14 protein-coding genes and 2 pseudogenes are annotated in these 12,604 nt (G+C 61.1%); 8 read left to right on the top strand and 8 right to left on the bottom strand.

Annotated features, from left to right (window positions below):
- Nucleotides 1-269: 269 nt before the first annotated feature.
- A pseudogene (locus GV832_RS21110) lies at nt 270-571 on the top strand (DDE-type integrase/transposase/recombinase); the annotation flags it as partial.
- Nucleotides 572-898: 327 nt separating this feature from the next.
- Here the strand turns inward: GV832_RS21110 and ctrA are convergent.
- From ctrA to GV832_RS21090, 4 genes are all read right to left on the bottom strand, one after another.
- The gene (gene ctrA, locus GV832_RS21105) at nt 899-1,609 is read right to left on the bottom strand and encodes a response regulator transcription factor CtrA (protein WP_168776849.1); all 711 of its coding nucleotides are present in this window, start codon (nt 1,607-1,609) and stop codon (nt 899-901) included.
- Nucleotides 1,610-1,620: 11 nt separating this feature from the next.
- Entirely contained in the window at nt 1,621-2,109 is a 489-nt protein-coding gene (locus tag GV832_RS21100) for a hypothetical protein (protein ID WP_168776848.1), read from the bottom strand.
- A 781-nt stretch (nt 2,110-2,890) separates the two neighbouring features.
- Entirely contained in the window at nt 2,891-3,103 is a 213-nt protein-coding gene (locus tag GV832_RS21095; protein WP_168776847.1) for a hypothetical protein, read from the bottom strand.
- A gap of 47 nt (nt 3,104-3,150) precedes the next feature.
- Nucleotides 3,151-3,369: a hypothetical protein gene (locus tag GV832_RS21090; RefSeq protein ID WP_168776846.1), complete on the bottom strand. Its 219-nt coding sequence runs from the start codon at nt 3,367-3,369 to the stop codon at nt 3,151-3,153.
- A gap of 388 nt (nt 3,370-3,757) precedes the next feature.
- Between GV832_RS21090 and GV832_RS21085 the strand changes: the two genes are divergently transcribed.
- Together GV832_RS21085 and GV832_RS21080 are read left to right on the top strand one after the other, a co-directional pair.
- Nucleotides 3,758-3,934, top strand: a complete 177-nt coding sequence (locus tag GV832_RS21085) for a hypothetical protein (RefSeq protein WP_168776845.1) — start codon at nt 3,758-3,760, stop codon at nt 3,932-3,934.
- A gap of 148 nt (nt 3,935-4,082) precedes the next feature.
- Nucleotides 4,083-4,412: a hypothetical protein gene (locus tag GV832_RS21080; protein WP_168776844.1), complete on the top strand. Its 330-nt coding sequence runs from the start codon at nt 4,083-4,085 to the stop codon at nt 4,410-4,412.
- A 157-nt stretch (nt 4,413-4,569) separates the two neighbouring features.
- Here the strand turns inward: GV832_RS21080 and GV832_RS21075 are convergent, their stop codons facing one another.
- From GV832_RS21075 to GV832_RS21065, 3 genes are all read right to left on the bottom strand, one after another.
- Entirely contained in the window at nt 4,570-4,968 is a 399-nt protein-coding gene (locus tag GV832_RS21075; RefSeq protein WP_168776843.1) for a hypothetical protein, read from the bottom strand.
- A gap of 25 nt (nt 4,969-4,993) precedes the next feature.
- On the bottom strand, nt 4,994-5,566 hold the full coding sequence (locus GV832_RS21070) for a hypothetical protein (protein WP_168776842.1): 573 nt from the start codon (nt 5,564-5,566) through the stop codon (nt 4,994-4,996).
- A gap of 864 nt (nt 5,567-6,430) precedes the next feature.
- The gene (locus GV832_RS21065) at nt 6,431-6,751 is read right to left on the bottom strand and encodes an H-NS histone family protein (RefSeq protein ID WP_168776841.1); all 321 of its coding nucleotides are present in this window, start codon (nt 6,749-6,751) and stop codon (nt 6,431-6,433) included.
- A 433-nt stretch (nt 6,752-7,184) separates the two neighbouring features.
- Here GV832_RS21065 and GV832_RS21060 point away from each other — a divergent pair, with 433 nt between their 5' ends.
- Complete coding sequence (locus GV832_RS21060; RefSeq protein WP_168776840.1) at nt 7,185-7,589, top strand: single-stranded DNA-binding protein; 405 nt, start codon at nt 7,185-7,187, stop codon at nt 7,587-7,589.
- 129 nt (nt 7,590-7,718) lie between these two features.
- Here GV832_RS21060 and GV832_RS21055 read toward each other — a convergent pair whose 3' ends face one another.
- Nucleotides 7,719-8,858: a P-loop NTPase family protein gene (locus GV832_RS21055; protein ID WP_227754597.1), complete on the bottom strand. Its 1,140-nt coding sequence runs from the start codon at nt 8,856-8,858 to the stop codon at nt 7,719-7,721.
- Between the two features lie 302 nt (nt 8,859-9,160).
- On the opposite strand from GV832_RS21055, the gene GV832_RS21050 reads away from it, so the two are divergent.
- From GV832_RS21050 to GV832_RS21035, 4 genes and pseudogenes are all read left to right on the top strand, one after another.
- A complete protein-coding gene (locus tag GV832_RS21050; RefSeq protein WP_168776839.1) occupies nt 9,161-10,357 on the top strand; it encodes a DUF932 domain-containing protein in 1,197 nt (398 codons plus the stop codon).
- 163 nt (nt 10,358-10,520) lie between these two features.
- Nucleotides 10,521-10,960 (top strand): annotated as a pseudogene (locus GV832_RS21045) (JAB domain-containing protein).
- A gap of 88 nt (nt 10,961-11,048) precedes the next feature.
- Nucleotides 11,049-11,672 (top strand): glutathione S-transferase family protein, encoded by a 624-nt coding sequence (locus tag GV832_RS21040; RefSeq protein ID WP_168776838.1) that lies wholly within the window; start codon nt 11,049-11,051, stop codon nt 11,670-11,672.
- Nucleotides 11,673-11,898: 226 nt separating this feature from the next.
- The gene (locus GV832_RS21035) at nt 11,899-12,405 is read left to right on the top strand and encodes a DNA repair protein RadC (protein ID WP_168776837.1); all 507 of its coding nucleotides are present in this window, start codon (nt 11,899-11,901) and stop codon (nt 12,403-12,405) included.
- Nucleotides 12,406-12,604 lie beyond the last annotated feature (199 nt).

Here is a 12,604-nt window from a genome sequence, read left to right as displayed (position 1 = left end):
ACCGGCCTCATGCTCCTTCAAAATGCCAATGATCTGGTCTTCGGTGAACCTGCTGCGCTTCATCTCTGGTCCTTTCGGTTGGGCCAGAGTCTAACTCAAACTGGATTAGCTGGAGGGGGCAACGTCAGTCCAAGTCCGTGTCGCGGTCCTCAACGGGTTCACCGCCCTCGGCACACCCACCACAGAGGTCGCAGAATAGGTCTGTCTAGGGAAGGGGGACGTCCGACCGTCATCAGACTTGTGCAACAGAGCCCATGAAAGCTGACCGGGATGCCTCACTGGTTAAGGACGCCTTGATGATGGCCGTCTGGCGACGCGGCAAGGCCGACGCACTGCTTCATCATTCGGACCAGGGATCGCCCAATACACAAGTGAGCAGTTCCAGCGTCTGCTGGCCAACAATGGGATCACCTGTTCAATGAGCCGGGTCGGCAATGTTTGGGACAATTCCGCGATGGAGAGCTTTTTCTCCTCGCTGAAGACCGAACGAACGGCCCGAAAGGTTTACCGCACCCGCGACGAAGCCCGTGCCGGCGTCTTCGATTACATTGAGCGCTTCTACAACCCGCGCTGTGCTAGCTTAACCAGCTGTCCACGAAACCGGCAGCAGGCCATCTTTCTTCGTGCCGACCAGTCCCTCTATGGGGTGAAGGCCCCGGTGAAGGTTCGGCGCAGCTTCCAAAAAACTCTTGGCGTCACCGTATAGTTCAGCCCAGCTAGTCCATGAACATCAGGTCCCAGTCTTCGGGATCTTTGCTTTCGTCCTTGCCAATAAACCCACCAGTTGAACCTTGTCGTCGGTCGGAAGATCGCGACGCGCAAAAACCCCTGTGAAACCTCATTGGCGGCAATCAAAGCAAGAGGAAATCCGCTGCGCTCTCCACTACAGGAGGCGCGTTCAAGACGCGGCTTCCAGTCCTGGCGCCTCAGGGGTTGGCGGCTCGCGCAAGACATAGCCGCGTCCCCAGATGGTCTCGATGAAGTTCGTGCCACCCGTGGCATCCGCCAGCTTCTTTCTCAACTTGCAGATGAAGACATCGATGATCTTTGTCGACGGCTCATCCATACCGCCGTAGAGGTGGTTCAGGAACATTTCCTTCGTCAACGTGGTGCCCTTCCTGAGACACAGGAGCTCGAGCATCATGTATTCCTTCTGGGTCAAGGGCACCGTTTGGGTGGCAGTCGTGACGATCTTTTCGTCCAGGTTTATCGACACCTCCCCAAAACGAATGATCGACTGCGAGTGCCCTTGGGACCGGCGCACAATCGCCCGGATGCGAGCAATCAGCTCATCGCGATTGAAGGGTTTTGTCACGTAGTCATCGGCACCGAAGCCGAATCCCATGAGCTTGTTTTCTGCGTCATCTGACCCCGAAAGGATCAGGATCGGCGTCGCGATCCTCGCTTGCCGCAACTTTCGCAAGACATCGTGCCCCGACATATCGGGCAGGTTCAAGTCAAGAAGGATCAGATCGTAGTCGTAGATCTTTGCCAGGTCGATGCTGTCTTCTCCGAGGTCGGTACAAAAAATGGTCAGACCCTCCTTCTGGAGGATAAGCTCGATGTTCTTCGCCATCGAGGGGTCGTCTTCGACAAGGAGAACGCGCATGGTCAGGCCCTTCAGAGATCTTCTTGCAGTTGAGTAACGCGCGAGAAGGTTAATGCCCGGTTAACTTTTTCGCATTCGTATTCATTAAGGTGCCGTACCGCCGTGTTTGTGCCAGAAGGGCCTAACAGGCCGGGGGGATTGTCCCAACTCACAGCCGTGCCGTCCAGTCTGAAGTATCCGCGTCGCAATGATGATTCACCAAACGAGGCGGCGCCGGCGACCGTGGTCGCCAGGCTGCTTCGATAGTTCATAAGGGGTAGGTTCGCTTCTAAGTTGATAAGTTTATTGGCCCTGCTCGAGGCAAGATCAGAATCGCATATCGTTATGAATTTTAGGTAAACTTGGTGAACCTTTGGCAAGAAATTCACCTTCAGGTTGCTGAATGGGCCGCCCATTGCCGTGCGTGGCCCTGCAGCGGTCATAGCCAGATATGGGCTATAAAGGAGCGGAACTGACGGACGGACCGCGTTCTTGCCTTTCTTTTCATGCGCGCGAAACATTCGCCATTTAACCCCAGAGCCAGGGTACTTCAGGAGCCTTCTCCGGTGCCTCGACCCCATGCCTGATCAGGGATGTACGGATGTCGCCCCAAACTTGGGCGCCACCGAGCCCGCGCTGGGACAGGGTGCCGTCGAGGATGCGAGGGAGATCGCCGGGTGTGGAGTTGGGCCATGGCATGGGGTGATCCGTGAATCGCTATTCCACCTCTAGTGTAGGGTGCCAGACCCATGATGATTTTGCGGGGTTGTTTTTTTCTATGGTTCACCTGCGATGCAAAAGGGAGAGGCGGCAAGGGGTAAGCCGAGCAACTGCCATCGGTTCATCATCGGTCTGGAAGGTTAAAAAAAGTGGCCCGGCACGTGATGACTGCGCCAATGTCCCCGAAAGGGCCGGTTAACTCCCGCTCGCTATTGTCCACTGGACGCCAGCCTGAACATCGGCCACGTCACCGCCTTCGCCGCCAATGCCGTCCCCCGGCTCGATAGTGGCGGAGGCGGACTTTCCAGCTCAACGCTTGCCGAACTTGGCGATCAGCGCCCCGCTGCTGCCCATGCGGTCACAACAGCGCTCTTGGAGCACCTCGACTTGAATGGCTTGCGGCTGCAGACCTGTCGCGTGCCCTGAGGCTGAGCTCGATCAGATTTTGGTAGCTTGGCACAGCAGTCCTTTCGCAGCTTGTGCCGCTACCGGGTCAAGTCGCGATCACGAGAATTGCCAGACGGCCCCTTGGCCCGTGCGGGCACTGAACTGGGAAACAGCGTGTGCTGGTTGGGGCGGTCCTCAGGGGAAGACGCTGACCTTCGTGTGTTCCGTTCCGCGGACCGACCGGAAGTCCACCCGGATCACGTTCTCTCTCCGGACCTGCATGGCGGCCTCGGCTGTCAGCACTTCACGGGTCGCTTTGATCTTGGCGATCATCTCAACCCAACCGCGCTTGGTCGCGTCGATCTCCATCCGGGTCAGCGCGTCCCGCATCCATTCCAGCTTTTCCATCGTGTCCCTCGACGGTTTCTTCATGCGCCCAGCTTTGTCCGGTTTGCTTAACGAATCCTTACCGAGCTGAAGATAAACTCAGGGCTTGGTGGATTCCGCTCAACGAGGGCAAGTCTGTTCGGGCGGCAAGTGCCATCGAAGAGGCTGCTGATGTCCATCTCCATTGCGGCGATTTCTGCGAAGGCCTTCGCGGTTTCGGTGAAACCTTCGGCCTCGGCGACCGAGGCGGCGGTCAGAGCAAATGTCCAGTTTTCCCGGTTATCCATGTCGGTTCTCCGTTCTGAAGCCTGGCTCAAGGTTTCGGTTACAGCTCTTAACAACGGATTAATGCAGAGGTGATCTCGCCCTGAGCCATATTCACATCGGCGCGATCTTGCCTGTTGGCGATTGGCATCAGCGCAAACTGAAGTGGGTGTCCGCAGTGAAGTTGTGAAGTCATCGATCCCGCGCATGGCCATCACAGCGATGGCCGCCTGATCATGATTTCATGCCACTTACGAATATCGACCAATTTGAGGGGCACGACCGCACAGAACGATACAGACATATGGTGCTGCTTTGTCGAGGAATGATCGATCCGTTAACCATCCGTTAGGTACTGTTAAGTAAAGCTTACACAATTAGCGTGCATTGGGCAGGTAGGGAGATTGCCTCATGATGAAGCGGATCGGAACCAAAGACCAAATTGCGGACCTTGAAGAGTTTGCGGTGGCATTGCTCGGTGGCATGGGCCCTGAAGCGGAGCATGCCGAATGCATTCGTCGCCTCGCGGAGGAGGCGCGGCAGCGGGCCAAGCTGCTCCAGATTCTTCGTGTCTTTGAAGATGTGTAGCGCCAAGGCCGTGCCGAGAGCACGACTGTGGGCGGAAAATGCCGCTCAACCCAAGGTAGAAAGTTTACCCTTGATTAACCTTGTCCGGGCTAGCCTGAGATTCGTTGGGGCCTCGATAGACGCCCTCAGGTACTGGGGACACGAGATCATGAGCATTCAAGGATGGCTGGTTAAGGCCAGGGCGCAGCGCGTCGAGTATGAACGGCAGGCGAAACAGTTCCATGACTTTTCCGCTCGTGTTGGCTTCGAGGTCGCCAGGGCAACCGATCCGCTGGACAGAAATTTGGGTATTGCCCGTTCCCTCGCGTACCAAAGTGCCCAGCTTGCAGCGGAAATGGAGCGGCGTGCCGAGACAGTTCTGAACAACGAGTGTCAAAGGATTTCTCCTGAGGGCTACAGGACGCAGCGGAAATCCGAGAAGAGCTTATTTGCCGAAGCGTTGATCGAAGTCACCAGCCATATGGTGACCCGCGCTTAAGGCGCCACTCAACCGGGTTAGGCTGGGTTATCCCAAACAGACACATGAGTATCGTCGGGTGTCTGGGTTTCGGGAGGACAAGCCTTATGCGTCAGTCGCAGACTGAACCGTGAAGCATGTTGTTCTTGTTCCCTAGAATCATATGTGAAGAAGGTGGTCATTCTTCTTCGGCCTCGACGCGCAGATAGATTTCGTCGGGGCAAACCGCCGTTGGAGCCATGCCCCGAAACGGGTCTGCAAGGTAATCATCGAGGCACGATGTGGCGACCTGCCCACCAAGGAAACTCCCCATCCGGCTGGCAGCTTCCTCCAGGTTCGTGACGCCCAAGAGGCCCTCGGTGACATAGGCCAGGAAGGCCTTTGTCACCCGACCTACCAAATCAGCCGACGCGGCGCGGTCGAGTTTGGTGGTGCTTGTCGCGTCCAGCCTCACGGCATGTGCGAGGGCTGTTGTGACGATCTCCAGCGCGACCTGGGCGTCAGTCAGTCCTTGCTCCCAACGGCTGACTGCCAAGAGCTTGCCCGCATCGGTCAGCTCGAACCCAAGAAGGCCCACGGCTTCACTCAGGCCATCCAGCCGATCAGAGGCAGGTATTTGAAACCCCGTATCGAGCGGCGTCCCTCCGAGGGTCTCTGTGAAATCCAATGGCGTGAAGCGGCGCGGCGCTGCTGGGCGCATCAATGGACGTAACTTCAGGCGGCAGGTTCGGAACTGCGACCACAACCGGGTGCGGTTGCGGCATGTCAATGGCCGCAACGTTAAAGACTTCGGGTGGCCGCGGTTGTGCAATCACCACTTTGGGGGTTTCAGGCGACGCCTGGTCCGGTTGCCGGGGATGAGACTTGGTTTCCGCAGCCGCCGGAGCTGGTTCGGCCAGCAGGGGCTCGGCGATTGTTCCCGCGACCTTCTGCCCATAGTCCGTGACCCGCACCCAAAGCGTCTCTTGCGTGCCGAAGAGACGCCGGAAAAAGCCGGGCTGAACTCGGATTTCTTCGATCAAGCCCTGCTGACATAGGTTCAGATAGGGGCGGCCGAGCTCGTGCCCACGCGCTCCGGCCAGCACGCGCAGCGCATGCCGTTCAAGTCTCTGATCACCCAGAAGCTCGACCAAGACGCTGAACAATTCCGCTTCCAGTGTGGCGTAGATGGCCATGGGGCTGGTCTCCTTTGGTGAGGGCGATGAGCTATGCAAATGGTGGTGCCGGTGCAATGGCATTCGTCCTGAGATGTCCCCGGACGCTATGGCGGAGGGGGTTGGTCTGGCCATATGTGCGCCGCGCAAGGAAAATAGACCTTTGCGGGAAGCGTTGGCCCATCCCCATGGGTCGTGCTCTCCCAAGATGACTTGCCCCCAAATGATGGGGCAGGGCGCGACAGGAACCATCCCCGTCTCATGTGACCCGGCCCATCATCCTGGCAACGAGTCTGGCGGGGTGTGCATCAGCGGGTCCACCGCCTCCTGGGGCTTGAGCCCCATCCCCTGCTCGCCCGTCCCTTCCTTGGTCCGAGGCCGGTCTTCGAGATCAAGCCACACGGGCTCGGACCACGGGCGAGCCCGTTCCGCCGGGCGGATTCGGACGAGCCGAATGCACCCGGTGATGTCAGACCGTCTCTGGCCTTCGGAGTCCTGTCGCGCGTGGGATGGTCCTCCGCCTCCAGACAGGAGCCGAAGAGATGTCCCGCAAAGATGCACACGCTTACGCCGCCAGCCTCGCCGCCACGCTGATGGTCGCCATCGTTGTCTTCCAGGCCGGGGATGGCGACCTATGGCGCCTCCCCCGCCGATGAGATCGACGGGGACGAGGTTCTCGTGATCGGGGAGCACGATCCGTGGGCATAAGCCGACGGCAAGCGCGAAGGTCCGGGCGGCGCAGGAGAGCTATCGGGCCCTTCGCCGTTCGGTTGCGTGCGCCCGCTCGGCACTCCACTTTGTTCGGATCTGGAGGTCGTTCATGGCTGCGATCCGGTTGCGGCAGGCGCAATCGGGTGCAGGATTAGGGGACGCGCTGTGGTCTGTTCAGCCGAGCAGCGCTTCCGGGTCTCCGCCCGCCTCGACATGCGCGATGTACCACGCCGGTTTACGCCCCCGGCCGGACCAGGTGATGGTCGAGTTCTCGGGATGCCGATAGATCTTCGTCGAGGGCGCCCGCTTGATTTTCGGTCCTCCGAGTGCCGCCAATTCGTCAAAGTTGTAGCCCAACTCATGGGCGAGGATCACGAGCTTGTTGCGGGCATCCGTCTTTTGCCGCACTTCGAAGTTGGCAATCGCCTTGACGATGGCCTTCTGCAAATCCCGCAATTCCGCGAGCGACATGGCATTCAAGTTTAAATCAGGCATCAGGTGCTCCGGTGGATCCAATTCCCCTGCAGTAGTCCTCTCGAATCCGGACGGCAAGAGCCTTACACGGCGGAGGGTGAAAATGCCGGTTTTGAAGTGCAATCCTCAGTTTCCCTTTCCGAGTTCATTCCCCAATGCCTGAGATTGCCGGATCAGGTCGTGTCAACTCTGTCTGCTTGGGTTTACTACTCCCGCGGTCTGGCTGAGGCGCCTCCCCTTCGACTGACAATCCCCTAAGCCTGTTCGGTCTCCTGCCCGCAACCCCAGCTCCTGCCCGGGCCGTGTTGGCCGCAAAGCGTCCTGCCCGCTCCACCCCGGGCCCTCGGGGGTTTCCGGCTGGTCCCTTGGCCCAGCCGTGCGGACGTCGACCGACAGGCTTCTGACGGGTCTTGTCGAAGGGATGGGCCCTTCAGACGGACACAGGAGCTACCCCATGCAGAACATCGTCATCCTCGCCGGCAACATCGGTCAGGCCCCGGAGGCCCGCACCACGCAAGGGGGCACGAAGATCGTGCATTTCACCCTCGCCACTTCCCGCCCCCGCCTCGTCGAAGGCCGCCCGATGCGCGACGAGCACGGCTATCGCGTCATGGACACCGAGTGGCACCGCATCGCCTGCTTCAACGGCCTGGCCAAGTCGGTCGCCGAGAACTGCGAGAAGGGCATGAAGGTCCTCGTCCAGGGCCGCATCCATTACACGAAGTGGATCGATGCGGCGGGTGTCGACCGCTACGGTTGCGAGATCATCGCCGAGAAGGTCGACTTCCTCAGCCGCCCGAAGGCGGCCGAGGGCGATGCGCCCGAACTGGTTGATCGCGACGACGAGGTCGGCTTCTGAGCCGACCACCCACCTGGCCCGGCGGGATGGACCCGCCGGGCCAGGGCTTCTTCAAAGCCGCCGCGCTGAGGCGCGAAGGTAGGCGGGACAGTTGCAGCACAGTCAATGATCGTGCGCGGAATGTGCCCGCTATTCGTCCTTGTCGTCCCCGATCACGCCGTGCTGGCGATAGGCGTCGAGCATCAGACGCGTGTACTCCGCCGTGCTTTGCGTCACGGTGCCGAGGCCAGGCCAGGCGAACAGCGGATCGGTCCACATGACGTCTTTGAAGATTTCGACACCGAGCAGTGCTGCCACTTCGCGCGCTGAATGAGGTTCCTTCTCCTCAGGCCAATAGTGATCCTCGAACGAAAGGAACACGTCCAGATCCTCATCAACGTGGATCTCCGCCAGGCTTGCCCCCATACGTTCGCTCGCGTTGGTCGCATCCTCGAAGAGGGCGCATCTGATCAGGTGTTTCACCTGGTCTTTGTTCAGATCAAGTCTCGGCCGTTGGTCGATGACAGTGACAACTGGCTCGATCGCTTCGCTTTCAGCTGGAATCTGGACGGCCATGGGTTTCTCCTCGTGCGGATGAAGCCAAAAGGGTTGATCGAAGATGTTGATGGGCGAGGCCCCGCAGCCAGGGCAGTGCCATTGGTTCTTGGCGATTTGCACTCCTGTGATCTCGCCGTTGCAGTGCAGGCAGTACCAGCGATCTGAGTCCGCCATCTTCAAGAACGGATGACGGACTTTTCCTTCTGCATTCGGCTTGGTCGCGCGCCGCGGCCAATTTTCAAAGCGCCGCGCCTTGATCGTTTGCATCAGTTCCTTGGCAATCCCTGTCGCCTCAGCGAGAAGCTTTGGGTTGTTCATCGGGCTGGTCAAAGCGTGCGGCAGATCGATCGTCACCTGCGGGGGCACCAAAGGGTTCTCATGCAGATGGATATGCCAGCCTTCCCCGTCCATGTAGACATCCCCGCACATCGTCTTGAGCGCATACCGGTGTCCCTGAACTTCGCCCTCGGTCACGGCCTCTGGCCCGCCGAAAACGTGGTCGAACTCAGCGTCCTTGAAGGAGGACACCTTCTCCACCAAGGCTTCGACCTTGGCAATTTCTGCATCAGACGGCGCCCAGTCTCTTTTTGCACGGGTTGTGAGGGCATTCCAATTAGGTACCCCCAATTTGGTCGCCACAAAATCCAAAGCGACGTGCTGGGGCTGCGCAGTCGATCTGGCATGCCGTTTTGCCACAATCTTCAATCGTTTGAGTTTTTCGTTGTCCTTCATGATCCATGTCCAAGCTGGATCCGACTAGGTGCCCGCTGCCAATCAGACCCGCCAATGGCATTAAGTCTGGTTCACGAAAACTGAAACGCTGCAAAGCTTCGCGTGGCGGGCACACCGGCCTGCGAGTAAGGCCACACTCAACCTGTTGTATTCACCTCCAGTCGTCAACCCTATTTCCGCGACCGCCATACCATCATTACGACGGCCCCTCCGGGTCCAGAGTCCGAGGAGTGCTGGCTTGTCCGTGACGGGTTGAGGGTTCGGGAGAGTGGCTCCTGGACACCCGTCGCGGGAGATAGCCGATGGGCGTTGTGGAGGTTCTGGATCCGGTTCGTGAGGCGAAGGGCGGCTGGAAGGTCGACGTGAGCCAGGGCGAGCGCAACGGGCGGGTCTCGTCCGAATGGTTCAACCGGCCGGATGACGAGCGGTATCTCTCGCTCGACAGCCTCTATGCCTCGGTGAAGGGCCGCTCGGAGCGCAGCCGGTCGCGGGTGGTTGAGACGGCCGATATCCGCGTGGAGGCGACGCGCGACAATGCCGAGCGGATGCAGCTGATCCTGCCCAATGCCCATGAGCCCTTGGCGCCGACGCATTGGGCCTTCGGTCAGCTCGCCAGCATCGTGGGCGCGCCTGCCTCCTATCTGCGGCAGCTGCCCGCGCCTCTGGCTGCGATCAACTTGCAATACGGTCTTTCGACTTACCGGTCCGAGCAGATCAAGACCTTCGAGACCGAAGGTGGCCGGATGGAGTTGCGCGCCGTCACCGGTCCGGACTATGGCAGGATCAATGACCACGAGCTCGTCGAGGCAGTGCAGCGCATCGCAGGCAACGGGACCGGGGATACGCGCTGGAAAGTGCCGGGCGTGCTCGACTGGTCGACCGGGATCTACAACCCCGATGTCGAGATCAGCCGGGATACGACCACGCTCTATGCCTCGGACCGGGATGTCTTCCTCTTCCTGGTCGATGACCACAATCCGATCGAGGCAGGGCGCTTGGCCGATGGCTCGCCGGACCTCTTCTTCCGGGGGTTCTATTGCTGGAACTCGGAGGTCGGCGCGAAGACGCTCGGGATCGCGAGCTTCTACCTGCGGGCGGTTTGTCATAACCGCAACCTCTGGGGCATCGAAGATTTCCAGGAGATCTCCATTCGCCACTCGAAATACGCAGCCACCCGCTTCGCCCATGAGGCGGCGCCTGCACTGACGCGCTTTGCCAATTCCTCGGCGCAGGGCTTCGTGAACGGGATCAAAGCAGCGCGGCAGCAGATCGTGGCGCGGACCGATGAGGAGCGCGATGATTTCCTCAGGAAGCGCGGTTTCTCCAAGGCGGAGACGGGAAAGATCATCGATGCGGTGCTGCTCGATGATGGTCACCCTCCGTCGAGCGTCTTCGACTTCGTCCAGGGCATCACGCGTCTGGCGCGCGACAAGACGCAGCAGGACGCGCGGCTCGACATGGAGGGCCGGGCCAAGAAGCTCCTCGACCGCGTCAGCTGACGTGCCGCGCTGGCCGCGCCGTTGACCCCCCTGCCACCTTCGGCGGGGCAGGGGGCTTCGGCACGCCCTTGATCCTTCCTCCCCCTCCCGGGCTTCTCCCTCGTCATCCGCCCAGAGCGGATCGGCGAGGGTACGGCCTCCTAAAGCACGAAAGCATCTCCCCATGACCCCCCAAGAAGAAACCCTGATCCTCGAGGCCCGCGAGGTCCTCGGCCGCTATTTGAACCGGAACCCGGCGCTGACCTCTTGGTCCGTCGTCTGCGACTATTGGCCCTCAGCGTGAGGGGCGAGGAGGAGCGCTTCCACGTCCTCTACCTCGACCGCAAGAACCGTCTGATCTCGGACGAGCGGATGGCGGTCGGCACCGTGGATCATGTCCCGGTCTATCCGCGCGAGGTGATGAAGCAGGCGCTGATGCTGAACGCCTCAGCTCTCATCCTGGTGCACAACCACCCGTCGGGCGATCCGACCCCCTCGGATGCTGATCTCGCCATGACCAAGCAGATCCAGAAGGGCTGCTGCTACCTCGGCCTGACGCTGCACGACCACATCATCGTCGGTGCGGGCACCGAGGTCTCGCTGCGCGGCCTCGGCAAGATGTGACGCGAGTGTGGCGGGGCCTCAAACAACATCCGCTTGACTTGGCCCGCGCCATCGCCGTCCCTGATGGGGCTTGTCCCGGAGATCCCTCATGACCGACCTGACCATCTGGACTTTCAACTGGGTGCCCGCCGGCCCACGCGGCTTCGTCCGCGACCTGCGCCTTCGTTGGGCTTGCGAGGAGGCGGGGCTCGCCTACCAGGTCCGCTCCATTGCGTTCGACGCCCGCGGTCCCGACCACCTGGCGCGCCAGCCTTTCGGCCAAGTGCCATTCCTCGACGACGGCCCGGTGCGGCTGTTTGAAAGCGGCGCCTGCCTGCTGCATCTGGCGCAAGAGAGCGAGATCCTGATGCCACGTGACCCCGCAGGCGCCGCCGAGACGCTGCAATGGGTCATCTCAGCCCTGAACTCCGTCGAGATGGTGAGCGTGCCCTGGTGGTTCCAGGAAATCACGGGCGTGGCCGAGAATGGGCTGACGGGCTGGCTGGACAGCCGCTTGGGTCACATCGAGCGCGAGTTGAGCCAGCGCGACTGGCTGGCGGCCGATCGCTTCACCGTCGCCGATCTGCTGATGGCCGACGTCCTGCGCGTAGCGAAGGTGCGCGCCTTCGGCCTTCGTCCCGCGACCGAGGCCTATGTCGCCCGCGTCACCGACCGCCCGGCCTTCCGCAAGGCTCATGCCGACCAAATGGCGCATTTCGCGGCGGCTGACTGACAGGAGGGCAAGTGCAAACGATCCCGGCGGGCGGCTGGTGTCTGGATCGAGAGACCTGAGCGGGGGTTGAAACTTGTTGGGTCCATTGCCGGACCGGTCGCCTGCTTCCGTTGGCTAAGCCCGTTGTCGACCCGCTTTGCCCTACTTAGAGGAAGAGGGCGGCAGTTTCGCTTTTGACGGCTGAAGCGAGAGGAGAGGCCTCCCCGCGCCGTCGGAGGTGATCCCCATGCTCGATGCGTCCTTCTCCACTCCGCGTGCCCGCGTCGGCTATCGCCCGTTCCCGGAGGCCGCGCTTAATTCGGGCCAGCCCTTCGTCCTGACCCGGCCGTCTACGGCCGGTGCCATCGCGACAGGGGAGGCCCATCCCTCCATCCTGTCGCGCGCCGCGACACTCGACGAGGCCATGGCGGCCGCCATCGCTCACGCCGAGGACCTGAACCACGGCACCGCCCCGCAGATCCTCGCGATCCTCGATCGTGAGGAGCGGCTGGTTCTCGCAGGCTCAGCCAGCGCCGGTGCCGTCGCCTGGTGCCACCCGGTCCGCTCCGCCGCAGAGGCTCGTGCCGTGGTGATCGAGGCGAGCCAGTGCCGCGCCGAGGCCGGCAAGGCGATGGACTGGCACGAGCCCGAGCTGGCTGCCCGGCTCCGCCACCGCGCCGAACTCCTCGAGGCCCGGTTGGTCGATCCTCTGTGGCGCAGCTTCGCCGCCCGGGCGCTGGACCTCGCCTCCTGAAGCGAGAGGTCGAGGAGGGCAGGGGGAGATTGCCCTTGGGGCGAGATGGAGAGAGCGAGCTGCGCGCTCCTCGGGAGTGTCTGAACCTCTGTGTATCTGATTTGGCCCATGCGGTTTTCAGATACGTTCAGGCGTCGAAGCGCCCGGCGAACATTATGGCCAGCTGATTGCGGGCTGCTACCCATTCCCGGACAGCGCG

Source organism: Stagnihabitans tardus (genome assembly GCF_009925085.1).
Classification (GTDB): Bacteria; Pseudomonadota; Alphaproteobacteria; order Rhodobacterales; family Rhodobacteraceae; genus Stagnihabitans; species Stagnihabitans tardus.
The sequence above is the reverse complement of the archived record's forward strand: the minus strand, read 5'-3'. Positions and strand labels throughout refer to the sequence as shown.